This is a genomic window from Bacteroides sp. AR20 (assembly GCF_964250605.1).
Taxonomy (GTDB): domain Bacteria; phylum Bacteroidota; class Bacteroidia; order Bacteroidales; family Bacteroidaceae; genus Bacteroides; species Bacteroides uniformis.
Window position 1 is genome coordinate 1 of the sequence record NZ_CAXUGK010000026.1, and the last position, 16182, is coordinate 16182.

11 protein-coding genes are annotated in these 16182 nt (G+C 47.6%); 5 read left to right on the forward strand and 6 right to left on the reverse strand.

All coding sequences use genetic code 11. The features are described from left to right. Positions 1-331 precede the first annotated feature (331 nt). The 6 genes from ACESTD_RS13570 to ACESTD_RS13595 all read right to left on the reverse strand — a co-directional run bounded on the left by ACESTD_RS13570 (position 332) and on the right by ACESTD_RS13595 (position 8154). A complete protein-coding gene (locus tag ACESTD_RS13570) occupies positions 332-1999 on the reverse strand; it encodes a long-chain fatty acid--CoA ligase (RefSeq protein WP_035448595.1) in 1668 nt (555 codons plus the stop codon). Positions 2000-2114: 115 nt separating this feature from the next. Next, positions 2115-3566 carry a potassium/proton antiporter gene (locus tag ACESTD_RS13575; protein WP_005827676.1) on the reverse strand — a complete coding sequence of 484 codons (1452 nt, stop codon included), beginning with the start codon at positions 3564-3566 and terminating at the stop codon, positions 2115-2117. Positions 3567-3660: 94 nt separating this feature from the next. Beyond that, a complete protein-coding gene (locus ACESTD_RS13580; RefSeq protein WP_035448591.1) occupies positions 3661-4968 on the reverse strand; it encodes a PAS domain-containing sensor histidine kinase in 1308 nt (435 codons plus the stop codon). Beyond that, positions 4958-6328, reverse strand: a complete 1371-nt coding sequence (locus tag ACESTD_RS13585; RefSeq protein ID WP_022402378.1) for a sigma-54 dependent transcriptional regulator — start codon at positions 6326-6328, stop codon at positions 4958-4960. Before ACESTD_RS13585 ends, ACESTD_RS13580 begins: the two co-directional genes overlap by 11 nt. Positions 6329-6635: 307 nt before the next feature. After that, complete coding sequence (locus ACESTD_RS13590) at positions 6636-7373, reverse strand: hypothetical protein (RefSeq protein ID WP_005827685.1); 738 nt, start codon at positions 7371-7373, stop codon at positions 6636-6638. Then, positions 7348-8154: a metallophosphoesterase gene (locus tag ACESTD_RS13595; RefSeq protein ID WP_008664467.1), complete on the reverse strand. Its 807-nt coding sequence runs from the start codon at positions 8152-8154 to the stop codon at positions 7348-7350. Before ACESTD_RS13595 ends, ACESTD_RS13590 begins: the two co-directional genes overlap by 26 nt. A gap of 284 nt (positions 8155-8438) precedes the next feature. Here ACESTD_RS13595 and ACESTD_RS13600 point away from each other — a divergent pair, with 284 nt between their 5' ends. From ACESTD_RS13600 to ACESTD_RS13620, 5 genes are read left to right on the forward strand one after another with little or no spacing between them, the layout of a single operon-like run. Continuing rightward, a complete protein-coding gene (locus ACESTD_RS13600; RefSeq protein ID WP_373158772.1) occupies positions 8439-10754 on the forward strand; it encodes an ABC transporter permease in 2316 nt (771 codons plus the stop codon). Between the two features lie 24 nt (positions 10755-10778). Beyond that, a complete protein-coding gene (locus ACESTD_RS13605) occupies positions 10779-11462 on the forward strand; it encodes an ABC transporter ATP-binding protein (protein ID WP_005827694.1) in 684 nt (227 codons plus the stop codon). A 21-nt stretch (positions 11463-11483) separates the two neighbouring features. Then, positions 11484-12794: an ABC transporter permease gene (locus tag ACESTD_RS13610; RefSeq protein ID WP_373158773.1), complete on the forward strand. Its 1311-nt coding sequence runs from the start codon at positions 11484-11486 to the stop codon at positions 12792-12794. Then, the gene (locus ACESTD_RS13615) at positions 12769-13788 is read left to right on the forward strand and encodes an ABC transporter permease (protein ID WP_373158774.1); all 1020 of its coding nucleotides are present in this window, start codon (positions 12769-12771) and stop codon (positions 13786-13788) included. The genes ACESTD_RS13610 and ACESTD_RS13615 overlap by 26 nt, the downstream gene beginning before the upstream one ends. Before the next feature lie 19 nt (positions 13789-13807). Further along, positions 13808-16111: an ABC transporter permease gene (locus ACESTD_RS13620; RefSeq protein ID WP_117688998.1), complete on the forward strand. Its 2304-nt coding sequence runs from the start codon at positions 13808-13810 to the stop codon at positions 16109-16111. Positions 16112-16182 lie beyond the last annotated feature (71 nt).

A 16182-nucleotide genomic window follows, 5' to 3' on the forward strand; every position in this document is an offset into this window, starting at 1 on the left:
AAAAAAGGAGTACCGCTGTACTCCAACCTTTGTTAACCTTAAATCTAATACTATGAAAAACACATTGCAAAGATACGTACTTTTGATAAATCTGCAAATTATCCAACTAAAAAAGTATGTTTTATAACACTTATTAGCCGTTTATTCCTTTGCTTCTATTTTTGTTAACAAAAAGGATGCGAATGTGTCAAAAGCACATGAAGACTTTTATAATGTTATAATATTAGGCGCGGATTACGCGGAATAATGCGGATTCAATAAACTAAATCCGTGAAATCTGCGTCATCCGCGCCTAAAATAAAGCGTTAAAGAAGGTTTTGACACATTCCCCTTACCCTTTTACTTCTTGATACATAAATCTTTTAATGCTCTTCTTTGCCGTTTTCTCGAACTCCTCGAAGTGTATCTTGACTTTTGTTATCTGGCAGTAGGCCGGTAATTGCAGATTCAATTCATTCCGATTGTCCTCCATAACCTTTTCGATGTCCGATTGTTCCATACCATGGGCGAATGCATCGTCAAAATCCGGATAGATAAGAGCCACGAGCTTATCGTTCTGCAATACGATAAGTGATTCGGACACATAGGGCATGTTGTTCAGTTTGCTTTCAATCTCCTCGGGGTAGATGTTCTGGCCACTGGCTGTGAGCAACATGTTCTTACTGCGTCCGCGGACAGTGACATATCCTTCGGTATCCATCGTTGCAAGGTCGCCGGTGTGCAGCCAGCCGTTTACATCGATGATTTGGGAAGTCGCTTCGGCATTTTTGTAATAGCCCAGCATCAGATTGGCACCTTTACAGATTATTTCTCCTGCCACGTTCTGAGGGTCGGGAGAGTCTATCTTTACTTCCATGCGGGTGGTTGCCTTGCCACAAGAGGCCAGTTTCAATGTTTCCCAGCGGCTGGAACAAATGATGGGGCCGCATTCCGTCATTCCGTATGCAATGGTATAGGGGAAGCCTATCTGCTTCAGGAAGCGTTCCACTTCGGCATTGAACGGTGCTCCTCCGATGATTATTTCATCGAAATTACTGCCGAATACTTCCATTGCCTTTTTGCGCATGTCAGCCTTGATTTTATCGTTGACAATGGGCATCCGCAATAGCAGCTTGCCTATTTTATTGTCTATCCGGGGCAGGATATCCTTCTTGATAATCTTTTCTACGATAAGCGGTACACACGAAATGACCCGTGGCCTGATTTCGGAGAATGACTGTGCAATAATCTTGGGAGACGGCATACGGGTAAGGAAATACAGATGGGCGCCTGCGGAAAAACCGTATAGAAAATCGTACACCATACCAAATACATGTCCCAGAGGCAGCATGGATACAATATGGTCGCCCGGACGTACGGGGAGCATCTCATGGCAATATGCAACATTGGACCAAAGGCTGCGATAGGGGAGCATGACCCCTTTGGAATATCCCGTGGTGCCCGAAGTATAGTTGATGACAGCCAGTTCTTCGGGTGATTCCTCCTTGCGGTAGCTGATATGCTCGGGGCGGAAATTCTTGGGGAAACGTGTGCCATAGAGGACGTTGCGATGTTCGAAAGCCTCCATCAGCTGCTCGTTGCGGCAAACTACCGGAGTGAAGTCCGTCAGCAGTACGATACCCATCAGCAGGGGCATTGCCTCTTCATTGAGGTTTTCCCATGCCCGGTCGCCGACAAACAGCAGCTTGGCTTCGGAATGGTTGACGATGTTGTGGATATTGTCGGCCTTGAACTCATGCAGAATGGGAACAATGACAGCTCCATAGGTAACCGTCGCCAGAAAAGCGACTGCCCAATGTGCACTGTTACGTCCGCAAACGGCAATCTTGTCACCGGGCCTGATGCCGGCGCTTTCCAATACGATATGGAATTTGGCTATTTTCCGTGCTACATCTTTGTATTGCAGTGTAATTCCTTTGTAGTCTGTCAGGGCGTTGCGATCCCAGTTTTTAATAATGCTTTGTTCTATATAATCGATGAACCCTTGTTCTTGTTCCATTCAGCTGTTGCACACTTTAGTTAAAACTGCGCAAAGATAGGTCTTATAGTGATGCAAAGCAAATAGTTTCCACTTTTTTCTTACCCTGGAACGGATAGAAACTTATCTGTAATTCTTATTCCTTGCTATTTTCCGAAATAAGAAGCAGCTTGTCACCGGCATGAAGTTTTAATGTTCCGTTCGGAATGAGGTACTCATCGCCACGTTTTACAATCATCACCAGTGTGCCTTTGGGCAGGTTCATGTCTTTCAGGGTGTCTGCCTGCTCCAGCATTTCTTGTGTAATGGTCATGTCGTGCAAGTTGGAGTCAATCTCTTCGGGCAGTTCAACTCCGAAATCATTTCCGGTCTTTTCCAGCGGGGTGGAGAGGCCAAGCAGCCGGGCTACCCAGGAGACTGTGGTACCCTGGATGACCAGTGAGACGATGGTTATGAAAAATACGATGTTGAAGATGACATGGGCGCCGGGCACATTAGCCACCACGGGATAGGTGGCAAAGATAATGGGTACTGCGCCACGTAATCCTACCCACGATACGAATAGCCGTGACTTGAGGGTGATTCTCTTGCCAAAAGGCAGCAGGCAGAGAAAAACACTGAGAGGACGTCCCACGACAATCATGAAGACGCCGATGAGCAATGCCACGACTGCAACTTCCAGCATCTCATGGGGGTTGACAAGCAGACCGAGGCAGAGGAACATGATGATTTGGAAAAGCCAGGTCAGTCCGTCCATAAAAGTATAAATCTCTTTCCGGTGCATGATTTTGTTATTGCCTACCATCATTCCGGCGATATACACGGCCAGGTAACCGTTGCCTTTCAGCAGGTCGGTGATGGAGAAGGTGAAGAATACAAAGGACAGCAACAGGATAGGATAGAGTGCCTGGTTGTCTATATTCAGCCGGTTCAGCATAAGGATGGCCAGCTTTCCGAGGAAATAACCGGTTGCGGCACCGACAATGAACTGTATGGCAAAAGAGCCCAATATCTGGGGAACTCCCATTCCGGAGGACTGGATGAATTGAATCAGCACGATTGTCAGCATATATGCCATCGGGTCGTTACTACCGCTTTCCAGTTCCAGCATGGGGCGCAGATTATGCTTCAGGTTCATTTTTTGTGAACGCAGAATGGCGAATACAGAGGCTGAGTCGGTAGATGACATGGTGGATGCAAGCAAAAGGGAGGTTATCAACGGCAGGTGGATGTTGGTCCAGCTCATGCCGGACAGCCACCAGATAAATAATCCGGTAAAGAGGGCCGTGAGCAGCACTCCTGCAGTTGACAAAACAATGCCGGGAGTCAATATGGGCTTTATCTCCGTAAACTTGGTGTCCATGCCACCGGAGAACAGAATGATGCTGAGTGCAACCATGCCGATGAACTGTGCTTCCTTGGCGTTGTGGAACTGCAATCCCAATCCGTCACTGCCGAACAGCATACCGACGACAAGGAAAAGCAATAACGCAGGCACTCCGAAACGGTAGCCGGTCTTGCCGACAATGATGCTGACGAAAAGTAATATGGAACCTATAAGTAGTATGTTTCCTGCTGTAAATATCATAAATTCTATGCTATATAGTTTGAAATGTGATGTTTCTTATGTCTAATAGTACAAAGATATGCAATGTGTTTAACAAATACAAATCTAAAATAGTTCAATTGAATTTTAAAATAAAGGTGGTTTCTTTACCAGGCAATAAGGATAAATTTCCGCCGGAAAGCCTCATTATTTGCCGGGAAATACTCAATCCAATACCGCTTCCACCCTCTTTGGTCGTAAAGAAGGGGATAAATATGTGTTCGGCAATGTCATTGGGAATGGCAGGTCCGTTGTTGGAAATTTCTATCAGTATGGCTTCCGCTTCGTTGCAGTAGGCACGTATGTTGATATGTCCTTCTTTATCTGTATTTTTATCCGATTCGATGGCTTGTATGGCATTTTTCAGTAGGTTGATGACCACTTGTGATACCAGGTTCTCATCGGCATATAGAATAAGGTCGCTTGGCGCGATGTCCGTATGAAAGGTGACCCGGACATCGGGGTGCTGGTGACGGGCGAGTTCGACCATCCGCTCGATAAAGCTTTTTACGTAGAACAAGGATGGTTCGGGGGTGGGAATACGGGTGAATTTCCGGTATGATTCCACAAAAGAGAGCAGGCCCTTGCCTGTACTGCTGATAGTCTGCAGGCCGTTTCTGATTTCTTCTTTGGAGGCTTGTGCCTCGGTCAGTCCCAGCAGTGTATCGCTCAGGGAGGTTATGGGAGTGACGGCGTTCATTATTTCGTGCGTCAGTACGCGGGTAAGCCTGATCCAGGAATCTATTTCCTTTTCATCCAGCTCGTTGTTGATGTCGTTCAAGGCGAGGATGCGCAGATGTTCTTTACGGACTGTGATGTCGCTGACGCGGACAGACATGTTGACAGTGCCTCGCTCGTTGTTGAAAGGCATTTGCAATTTGTCTCCCGGGCGGCAATTGGCAAGAAGGGACGAAAGACGCGGATCCACGCGGTTCAGCTGGCTGACGTGGGTAAAGACATTGAGGCCCAGCAAACGGAGGGCTTCGCTGTTTTTCTGATATACGGCACCATTGTCGTTCAGGACAAGGATACCGGTATTCACGCAGTCCAGGATGAGTTCGTAGTATTTTTCTTGCTGGGCTGTTTCACTTTTCACATTATAAAGTATATGGGCAACCCGGTTCAATGCACGGTTCACGAGTCGTGCGTCGGCAGTGTTTTCCGTTTCGGAGAAGTGGATGGCATTGTCGTTGTTTTCGATGGCGTCGAGCATGAAAAGCACTTTCCGCACATGATGGCGGTATAGCTTCTGCTGCCAGTACAAGGCTATGGGAAGCAGCGCGGTACAGAGCGCGCCCCAAAATACGTCCACAGTCCACATCACCCCTGCAAGGAGCGCTACTGCCAGACTGACGGCAACACGGAATGAATAATTAAAGGCCATACTTCTTCATTTTGTTGTACAACGTCTGGCGGGTGATACCCAGCTGTGCGGCGACGGCAGAGAGATTTCCGCTACATTTGTCGAGCGTCTTCCGTATCATCTGCATTTCCATTTCTTCGAGCGTGGATGCGGCTGCTTCGGGAGTGCCGGTTCGCCGTGCCAGCTGGAACAGTTCTGCGGGAAGGGTTTCGTTGTCACAGATGATAATGGCTTTTTCGATGGCATGTTCCAGTTCGCGGATATTGCCGTACCAGGGGTGGAGCGTAAGTTTCTCGCAGGCGCCGTCCGTCAGCTTGACAGGGGGCTTGTCATATTGCTTGCAGAAGCGGGCGATGAAAAGCTCTGCAAGGGGGATGATGTCTTCGGGCCGCTCGCGCAACGAAGGTATCTCGAGATGTATCGTGTTGATGCGGTACAGCAAGTCCTCGCGGAATTCGCCTTTTGCCACCATCTCGGGCAGATTGCGGTTTGTAGCGCAAATCAGCCGTATGTCTACGGGAATGGGAGTGTTGCTGCCTACACGGACAATGCTGCGTCGTTGGATGGCGGTCAGCAGTTTGGCTTGCAGATGGTAGGGGAGATTGCCTATTTCATCGAGAAAGAGGGTGCTGCGGCTGGCTGCTTCGAACTTGCCGGCACGGTCGGCATGGGCATCGGTGAAAGAGCCTTTCATGTGGCCGAACAGTTCGCTCTCGAAAAGGCTTTCGGTGACTGCACCCATATCCACACTTACCATCTCCTGCCGGTTGCGCGGTGAAAGGGAGTGAATTTCGCGTGCCAGCATCTCTTTACCGGTACCGTTCTCGCCCGTAATAAGGATATTGGCATCGGTAGAGGCCACTTTTTCCACCAAAAGGCGGAGCTGCTGCATGGCGGGGCTGTTTCCCCAATACATGTTGCGGGTATCTGCAAACAGGTGGCTGCTTTCTGCCGTACGTCCGGCATTTGGGCCGTTGGCCGGAGATTTTGTTTCAGAAGCTGATACGGCATTCAGTAAGGTTTCCACCAGTTTCTGGTTGTTCCAGGGTTTCACGACGAAGTCTGTGGCTCCTTCCTTGATTCCCCGTACGGCAAGGTCAATGTCGGCATAGGCGGTAAACAGCACTACGGGCAGGGTGGGACATTGCTTCTTTATTTTATGGAGCCAGTATAGTCCCTCGTTGCCGGTGTTGATGCCCGAGGTGAAGTTCATGTCAAGAAGAACCACTTGCCATGACCTTTCCCGCAATACGCTGGGCAGGGTTACGGGAGAGGGAAGTGTGATTATCCCTTCAAAATATGGCTTCAACAAAAGCTGCAAGGCGGTAAGTACGCCTCGGTTATCATCGACAATCAGGATGTTTCCATTTTTTTTTGCCATAAACTATTTCTGTTTTCTGCAGGCAAAGTTAATGATTTATCTGCATTATATTCGGTAAATCTCTCAGTTTTCAAAGTATTAAGATTCTCCTTCTCATTTAGCAAATCCTTATGCCGCTTTATTTTATATTTTTGCTTGCTAAGAATTAATCGTCCGACAGCTGTTGAATTATCGTCCGATAACTGTTGGACGATAATTCAACAGCTGTCGGACGATAATATAACGATTGTGGGACGAATAGATTTAAGTAAAACAGAAATTAGTTTGTAGCAACTTCAGTAAGAGCTCATGGCGGTACTGAAAAAATTTATAGCAGTTGCAGTTTGATGCCAAATGACAAGCTCAGATAATCCTTGGGTTTCAGATACTTGTTGGTGAAGGCGCTGACTACATATAGGTCACATGTACTTATTTCATAGAAGAAAGTGATTTCTTTGGCCGTGAACCGTCGTTGCGGGTCGATGTCGTAAGTGATGCGCTGTCCTAAGAATGCATGGATGCGTACCTTAGAGGAGAAACCATAATATCCTTTAGGGTAGCGTTCCGGTTCATTGACCCAGAATTCATCGCCGAATACCGTGTTCAGATACATGCCGCAAGCCAGCGGTTCTACAGAAAAACGGCTCTGCTTGATTTGCAGGCTCCAGGGAAGGTAGTTCTGCTTGACGGTGAATGTCAGCTTGGTACGTTTGGAGTCATATTTGGGCAATACTCCGAAGAATACGTCTGTTTCCCATTGGTTTCTTCTGCCGTAATCCCATCCGGTACCGAATGACAGCAACCCCATATTGCCGGCAAACTGAATTTTGGTGTGCGTCGGAATCAAGGCCTCCCAATGCCTGCGGTAGCGGTGTACGCGGCGGTCATAACGGTTCTCTCTGGTCTGGCTTTCAATGACGGCATCCGGTTGCAGGTCCATCCATACGGTATCGTGTTCTATGATGAAGATGGTATCTCTCTCTTGTGAAAAAGCAGAAAAAGAGCATACCGACAAGAAGACGACGGCGCATGCCAGGTGATTAATAATATGCCACTTCGCGTTCATATCCGTCGGGGGTTATGGTGAATATATAGTAATTGCGGTTCTTCATGCAGTCGCTCATGTAATACATTATCCCATCTTCAAAGAGGTCTTTCTCGAAGCGATGGTGTTCGTGTGCGGATGTACAGAACTGCAGTCCGGGAAATTCCTTGATGTAACGCTGGAATACGTGTGCCACATTATTGTTGAACTCGTTGCAGAACGGGCGTATATGCATGGACACAACGGTTTTATCGAATTCCTCTTCATGGTCGCGTATCTGTGCGGCAAGAAACTCGAAGTCGGGAATGGGGCGGGAGTAGTCGAATTCGATGGCGTTGGTATTCAGGCAGACAAACTTTACCCGTCCTGCAATGAAGGAGAAATTGGGGTCTCCGAATATTGCACGATAAGTCTCTTCGCCCGTGCCCAGGCAGTCGTGATTGCCGAGAAGTACCACATAGGGTATCTTGAGTTTGTTCATAATGTCCCGTTGCCAAAGGAACTCGTCTGTTACACCGAAGTCACTGACGTCTCCGCCATGAATGACGAAATCTATGTCGTCCCGCTTGTTGAGGTGGCTTACAAAGTCGTCGGTCTCGTCATACCAGCGCTGGGAATCACCCATTGTTACGAACCGGATTGTTGTCTTGTTCTGGCAGTTCTGCTCTATTTGGGCAATGTTGTGGGCATTGACATCGGTTTCACCGCTGATGTGTACATCGTAAGGGTGATAATCTATCATGTCGCAGCCGGCTATAAGCAGGCATAGGAATGAAGGATATAAGAGTTTGGGGAATTTCATGTGCAGGTGCTTCATTTTACGTTTATACTCTATCTTTAGAAAACTGTGGGCAAAGGTAAAGTTTTCATTCTTATGGATTCTTTTCTAATTTCCCTTTTTTTTGTTCTATGAGGCTGAACAGAGATTCGGCCTCTGTCTAATTTTTAGACGGGAGTGTCTAAAAATTAGACACTTTTTTCTTCTTTAATTATGAGATGTATGCTGATAATCAGGTTTGTGCATTCTTTGGCACGCTTTCTGCAATATAGAAAGCAAGAAAATATATCTAATAAACGATAAACGGAATGAAACAAATCTATTATGTAATTCAGACTTTGCTGCGGGGACGTGGTTCGAATATCATCAAGGTCATTTCTTTGGGATTGGGATTGACGATGAGTATTCTGCTTTTCTCCCGCGTGGCATATGAACAGAGTTTTGACACTTGCTTCAAGGATTATGATAACTTGTATCAGGTATGGTCGATATTCTCGGTGAAAGGAGAGAAGTTTGAGCCTCAGGAGTGGAATTGCGGTCCCGTGGCAGGAGCTATTTTGGAGAATTTCCCCAAAGAGGTGGAGTCGGCAGTAAGTTTGAGCACGTCTATGGTATCTGCTCCTCTTTACAATGGAAGCGTGCGTCTTGATGACAGGAAGATTGCAGCCGATTCGCTGTTCTTTCGTACTATGGGCATCGACGTCCTGAACGGGAATCCCGAAAAGGACTTGGTGCAGAAGGATATTATTTTCTTGAGTGAACGCTTTGCAAGGAAAGTGTTCGGTGAGGAGAATCCCATAGGGAAAACGCTTAATTATGACCATCAGTTTGACCTGACGGTGAAGGGAATCTATGCCAATTTGCCTGAGAACGCCACAATCAATCCGGAAGCGGTTATCTCGATGCCTACCTTGTGGAGCCGCAACTGGAATAACTACTCGTGGAGCGGGGGAGACAGTTGGGTAGAGTTTATCCGTTTTCGTCCCGGTGCCGACAAATCTGTTGTCAATGCGCGTATTGATGCCATGATAGACAAATATCGCCCGGCAGAAGATAAGAAAGAGTACGGTTACACGGCTTTTGTGCAGCCCATCCGTGATACATACCGCAATTATGATGATGTGCAGCGGATGCGTGTCATTATGAGCATTCTTGGTTTTGCCATTCTTTTCATTGCGGCGTTGAACTATGTGCTGATTTCCATTTCCTCTTTGAGCTACCGCGCCAAGTCGGTAGGCGTACATAAATGCAGCGGTGCGAGCGGTGGCACGGTTTTCAGCATGTTTTTGCTGGAAACAGGTATCATCATTGCGGCAGCATTGCTGCTGATGGCGTTGATAATGCTCAACTTCCGCGATTTTGTGGAAGACACGGTCGTTGTAAAGCTCTCCACCTTGTTGGCTCCGGAGCGTATCTGGGTACCGTTGTCGGTAGTGCTTCTGCTGTTTATAGTGGGAGGCGTGTTGCCGGGCCGGCTCTTTGCGCGTATTCCCGTATCGCAGGTGTTCCGCCGCTATACCGAGGGGAAAAAGGGCTGGAAGCGTCCGTTGCTGTTTGTGCAGTTTGCAGGCGTGGCATTCATCAGTGGATTGATGTGTGTGGTGATGTCGCAATATCAGTATGTACTGAAAAAGGATATGGGGTATAATCCCAAGCAGATAGCCATAGGTAATGCCTACTGGGATAATGAAGCGACGCGTGACGCGGCTTATCAGTTCTTCAAGGGATTGCCCTACGTGGAAGCGGTGTCCAGCGCCAACAGCACACCCATTAGCGGATATAGCGGTTCGATGATTCATAGTGAGAGCGGGCAGGCACTTTTCTCTTGCCGTTCTTCTTATTTCATGCGCGAGGATTTTCCTGCTTTGATGGGCATGACTATGAAGACGGGACGTATGGCGCGCGATAAAGAGGAAGTCGTGGTGAACGAGACCTTTGCCGAGATGATGCGTTGGGGAGACGACGTCGTAGGCCGTACGGTATATACCGAAGGGAATACATTCAAGGTCGTAGGGCAGTTGAAGGATTTCCAGATAGAGAGTTTCAGAACCGAGAAGATGCCTTTCATAGCCCGTGGGAACAAGAATTTTTATGGAACGGTACATGTTCGTTTGAAAGAACCCTTTACCGAAAATCTGCAGAAGTTGAACCACGATGTAGCCGAGGCTTTCCATGACCAGACCATTGACTTTACCGGCTATGAGAAAAGAATAGAGAATAGTTATAATTCTGTCCGTGTATTCCGTAATGCCACTTTGATGGCGGCAGTGACCATGTTCTTCATCATGCTGATGGGACTGATTGGGTATACCACCGACGAGGTACGCCGCCGCAGTAAGGAGATTGCCATCCGTAAAGTGAACGGGGCAGAGGCTTCCGGCATCTTGGAAATGCTGTCGAGAGATGTACTTGTGGTGGCGGCTCCGGCAGTTGTCATCGGTACGGTGGTAGCATGGTATGTCAACGGAATGTGGATGGAACAGTTTGCGGAGCGTATTCACATCAGTTGGGCAGTATACGTACTGGTAGTGATGGCCAATTTGGTGATTATCGTAGCCTGCGTACTTTGGAAGTCCTGGCGGATAGCGAACGAGAATCCGGTGAATAGTATTAAGAGCGAATAAAACAATATTAAAACATTAAATATCATGATTGAGATTAACAACATCAGCAAAGTATTCCGTACTTCGGAAGTAGAGACGGTAGCATTGAATCACGTAAACCTCGATGTAAAGGAGGGAGAGTTTGTAGCCATTATGGGGCCGTCCGGTTGCGGCAAATCCACCTTGCTGAATATTCTGGGACTGCTGGACAATCCTACTGAGGGCAGTTACAAGCTACTCGGCCAGGAAGTGGCGGACTTGAAAGAAAAGGAACGTACACGCGTACGTAAGGGGAAACTGGGATTCGTGTTCCAGAGCTTCAACCTGATAGACGAACTGAACGTCTACGAGAATGTGGAACTTCCCCTTACGTATCTTGGCGTAAAGGCGGGTGAACGTAAGCGTATGGTAGAGGATATACTGAAAAGAATGAACATCAGCCACCGTGCCAAACACTTCCCGCAACAGCTTTCCGGCGGTCAGCAGCAGCGTGTGGCGATAGCCCGTGCGGTCGTAACCAATCCCAAGCTGATACTCGCCGATGAGCCTACCGGTAACTTGGACTCCAAGAACGGAGCTGAGGTGATGAATCTGTTGACAGAGCTGAATAAAGAGGGTACTACGATTATTATGGTGACCCACAGCCAGCACGACGCCTCGTTTGCACACCGCACGATACATCTTTTCGACGGTAGTGTGGTGGCAAGTGTGGCAGCGCAGGATTTGTAACAGACTTTTAAAACAACTTCCATGAGACAACTATATTACACTCTTCAGACACTGATACGAGGAAAAGGCTCCAACCTCATCAAGATTATTTCCTTGGGACTGGGGTTGGCAGTCAGTATCCTCATTTTTTCCCGTCAGGCATTCGAGCTCAATTATGATACCTGCTACAAGGACCATGAACGTTTGTGTCTTGTCAAAACAGTATGGTATTACAACAACGAGTATCATCCTTCGCATATAACTCTTGGACCGGTGGCTGGTACCATTGCCGAAAACCTGCCTGACGAGGTGGAGAGTGTTACCGTCACCCAGCAATGGTGGAGCAATTCGGCTTGGTTTGCCAATGAACGCCGTTTCCAGACCAATGCCATGACGGCCGATTCTTGTTTCTTTGCCACTATGGGCATTGATGTTGTCAGTGGAGACCCTCGCGAGCTGAATAATCCGGAGGTGGTCTTCATCAGCAGGGAGCTGGCCGGCAGCATGTTTGCCGATAAGAATCCCATCGGGCAGACGGTGGTCTATAACAAACAGATGCCAATGACCGTGAAGGGCATTTTTGAAGATTTTCCCGAAAACTCCAGTTTCTATGGAAGTGGTGTCGTGATGTCTCTGGCTACCTCCTTCAAGCATCATTGGGGATACTGGGGGTGGGGAGGTGGAGACAGCTATATGTCCTTTGTCCGTCTGCGCCCGGGGGTGCAATTGGACGATGTGAACACCCGAATAGAGAAACTTGCCGAGCAGGTGCGCAAGAGCGATGATGTGTTTATCAGTCTGGTTCCGATAAAGGACTACCGTATGGAATTTGGTATCAGTACCATGCGTATGGTATGGATTCTGTTGACGCTGGGAACCGCCATACTTTTTATTGTGGCGATGAATTATGTGCTTATTTCCATCTCAGCCATGAACCGTCGTGCCAAAGCTATAGGCGTACATAAATGTAGTGGGGCAAATACGGGAACTATTTTCGGTATGTTCTTATGGGAGACCGGAGTCATCATGCTTTCTTCCTTGCTGCTCGTAGCGCTGCTTCTATTTAATTTCCGTGAGCCGTTGGAGGACATGCTCGACGTTAGTCTTGCCGGTCTTTTCTCTTGGGAAAAACATTTGGGCACCGCTTTCAGTGATAGTCATTTTGTTTATGATAGGCGGCATGTTGCCCGGGCAGCTTTTTGCCCGCATTCCGGTGACGCAGGTTTTCCGCCGGTACACCGAAGGCAAGAAAGGCTGGAAACGTCCGCTCTTGTTTGTGCAGTTTGCCGGTACCTCTTTTATTTTCGGCTTGTTGGGGCTGGTGCTTATGCAGAGCCATTACATCACCAATAAAGAACGTGGATTCGATTACCACCGGGTGGCTTATGCTTCGGGCGTATCCTTTGACTCGGATGCGGAAAGCGATGCAAATCGTAGTGTGATGCTTTCTTTGCCTTATGTGGAAGATGGAGCTTGTAGCGGTAATCTTCTTACAGACGGATTGAGCGGAGAAGGGGTTACGACTGATAACGGGCAGTGGATGAGCATGCGTTGGGTGGAATTTGGCAAGGACTATGCCCCGTTTATGAAGTTGGAATTTGCGGAAGGCAAGAATATGGATGCCCCTGGGCAGATATTGGTCAATGAAACATTTTTGAAAATGATGCATTGGGAAGATAAACCGATAGGCAGGCAAGTGCGCAACGGCGATCGCATAGCGGGCAATATTGTAGGTGTACTGAAAGACTTTGCTACATCCAATGCCGCTTATGTGGCGGTGCAACCTATGTATGCAACTTATCTTGACCGATTTTCCGGAAACATCCAATTACGTCTGAAAGAGCCTTTTGACGATAACCTCAAGCGTTTGAACGAAGACATGGAAAAGCTGTTTCCCACCCGTGACATTGTATTTTCCTCGTTCCAAAAGGTCATTGACGACCAGAACAGTACCGTCACGGATTTCCGTAATGCAGCTTTACTGGCTGCCATAACCATCCTTTTTGTTACGTTAATGGGGTTGATTGGCTACATCAATGACGAGATACAACGCCGCAGCAAGGAAATTGCCATCCGTAAAGTGAATGGTGCGGAAGCGTCATCCATTCTCCGGCTTTTCTCGAAGGATATATTCTGGATATCCTTGCCGGCCGTTTTTCTTGGAGGGCTGGGAGCCTGGTATATAGGCGGTGTCTGGATAGAGCAGTTTGTGGAGGGAGTGGATTTTGGTATCTGCGGATTCTTGCTTATTGCATGCATTGTACTATTGCTCATCATCGGTTGTGTAGTATTCAAGGCATGGCGGATTGCCAATGAGAATCCGGTAGACAGTATCAAGAGTGAATAAAGAATAACTTCAGGAAATTATGAGGCGGCACATTTATTATACATTACAAAGCTTGTTGCACAAGCAAGGTTCCAATGCCATTAAGATTGTATCTTTGGCATTGGGACTGCTGATGTCTGTATTTCTATTTGCACGGATTGCATTCGAGTTGAGTTTTGATAACTTTTATCATGATTCGGATAACCTTTATATTGTGAAGACGGGTTGGTTGAAAAATGGAGTGTTGGAAGGTAACGAAAGTCGCTTTACCATCATTCCGATTCCGGCTGCCATTGCCGAAGAGTTTCCGGAACAAGTGGAAAGTAGCACAGTGAGCTGTTCTCTTTTTGATAATAGTTTCCAGTTGGGTGAGCGCCAATTAGATATGTCCACGGTGATGGCAGATACACTTTATTTTTCTGTACTCGGTTTGGAGATGATAGAAGGCAATCCACAGGATTTGGCGGGTCCGGATGTCGTATTCCTTTCTGCCAAGTCAGCAAAGGAGGCCTTCGGTGACGAAAATCCGATAGGGAAAACACTGCGTTATGATTTTTGGGGATATCAGACTACACTGCTCGTGAAGGGTATCTTTGCCGATATTCCGTTGAACACTTCTTTGGAGAGGCGTCCAGAGGCAATCATTTCCTTTCCTACTATAGGGCGGCATCTGAAGTGGAACCTAGGTTGGCAAAGCGGCGGAAACTACGACGGTTATCTCAGGCTGCGCAGCCCGCAGGATGCTGATTGGCTGAATGAGCGTATGTCCATAGCTATTGCCCGTCATATTCCACCGGAAAGTGGTTTAGAATTGAGCGTACGTATTGTCCCTATCCATAATCTGCATGTCGAGACTCCTCAAGTACGGAAGATGATTTGGATTATGTTCTTCCTGGGTATCGTGCTGCTTTTTACGACCGCATTGAATTATGTACTCGTTTCCGTGGCTTCGCTGACACAGCGTGCCAAGGCCATCGGTGTACACAAATGCAGCGGTGCTTCGGGAAGTAGCATCTTTTCCATGTTCATGGTAGAGACTGCTATAGTAGTAGGGCTTGCCTTGCTGCTCATTGGACTGCTGGTGTATATTTTCCACGAAAAAATGGAAGAATTGGCAGCTGTACCTCTCAGTGCTCTTTTTGACTGGCAGAATCTTTGGGCACCATTGTCGGTGATACTGTTACTGTTTATTTTAGGTGGTTGCCTGCCTGCCATGCTTTTCGCTCGTATTCCGGTGACACAAGTGTTCCGCCGCTACACTTCCGGGCGTCGTGGCTGGAAACGGGTACTGCTTTTTGTTCAGTTCATCGGAGCGGCATTCATTCTGGGGATGATGCTGATGGTCGTTTCACAGTACAGTTATGTAACGACGCGTGACCGTGGTTGGCGTCTTGAACGTGTGGTATATACCACCCAGCGGGAAGTGGATGGCAATAGCCTGCGTAGTCTTGTCGGCAGTTTGCCTTATGTGGAAGGGGTTGCTTCGGCAGAACGCCCTATATTGTGGTTCGGTTCTAACCAGCCAATTCTTGACAATCAGGGTAACGAGCTTTTCTATCCTCGTAATACTTGGTTCGACAGTGATTTTCTTCCTTTCATTGGTCTGAGACTGAAAGAGGGGCATAACTTGACGGGAGAAGGTCAGTTGCTTGTCAACAGTGTCTTTTGTGAGAAGATGAATTGGACAGACAGCCCCATAGGCAAGCGGGTGAATGATTATGGCACTGTTGTCGGGCTGTTAGACAGTTTCAGTTTTGCCGATATGCCCAACGATAATTTGCCGGTGATGGTGGAATGGACGGGGAAGACAGCTGCCACCCTGCATGTTCGCCTCAAAGAGCCATTGGATGAAAATCTCGCCCGCCTCAATGAAGAGATGCATCGGATTTATCCTCAGAAAAGCCTCGTATTCCGTTCGGTGGAGCAGGAAATGCGCAGTTATGCCGAGTCTGTACGGGTATTTCGTGATGTCACCCTGCTGGTTTCATTGACCATACTCTTTATCATTCTGATGGGACTGATAGGCTATGTGAATGATGAAATCCGCCTGCGTTCAAAAGAGATTGCCATTCGTAAAGTGAATGGAGCGGAGACGGAAAGTATTTTGCTGTTATTGTCAAGAGATGTGCTTTGGCTGGCCATTCCGTCTGTCGCCATAGGTATTGGGGGAGCATGCCGGGCCGGAAAGCTTTGGGCGAGCCAGTTCTCTGATGTTGTGCCATTCCCTATAGGCGGATATATTCTTGTAGGTTGTCTGTTGCTGTTGTTTATCGTTGCTACCGTGGTATTGAAGGCATGGTGCATTGCCAATGAAAATCCGGTAAAGAGCATCAAGAGCGAATAAAGTTGCCGCAACATACATCATGCGTTTGGGGTAGACAGACCATCTGTTTGGGGCGAATAGATGATGTGTTT

Bases quoted from the DNA above. Each gene is read 5' to 3' on its own strand.
- ACESTD_RS13570 (WP_035448595.1), bottom strand. From the start codon at position 1,999: ATGGAACAAGAACAAGGGTTCATCGATTATATAGAACAAAGCATTATT.
- ACESTD_RS13595 (WP_008664467.1), bottom strand. From the start codon at position 8,154: ATGAAATTCCCCAAACTCTTATATCCTTCATTCCTATGCCTGCTTATA.
- ACESTD_RS13610 (WP_373158773.1), top strand. From the start codon at position 11,484: ATGAGACAACTATATTACACTCTTCAGACACTGATACGAGGAAAAGGC.
- ACESTD_RS13615 (WP_373158774.1), top strand. From the start codon at position 12,769: ATGCAGAGCCATTACATCACCAATAAAGAACGTGGATTCGATTACCAC.
- ACESTD_RS13580 (WP_035448591.1), bottom strand. From the start codon at position 4,968: ATGGCCTTTAATTATTCATTCCGTGTTGCCGTCAGTCTGGCAGTAGCG.
- ACESTD_RS13600 (WP_373158772.1), top strand. From the start codon at position 8,439: ATGAAACAAATCTATTATGTAATTCAGACTTTGCTGCGGGGACGTGGT.
- ACESTD_RS13605 (WP_005827694.1), top strand. From the start codon at position 10,779: ATGATTGAGATTAACAACATCAGCAAAGTATTCCGTACTTCGGAAGTA.
- ACESTD_RS13620 (WP_117688998.1), top strand. From the start codon at position 13,808: ATGAGGCGGCACATTTATTATACATTACAAAGCTTGTTGCACAAGCAA.
- ACESTD_RS13590 (WP_005827685.1), bottom strand. From the start codon at position 7,373: ATGAACGCGAAGTGGCATATTATTAATCACCTGGCATGCGCCGTCGTC.
- ACESTD_RS13575 (WP_005827676.1), bottom strand. From the start codon at position 3,566: ATGATATTTACAGCAGGAAACATACTACTTATAGGTTCCATATTACTT.
- ACESTD_RS13585 (WP_022402378.1), bottom strand. From the start codon at position 6,328: ATGGCAAAAAAAAATGGAAACATCCTGATTGTCGATGATAACCGAGGC.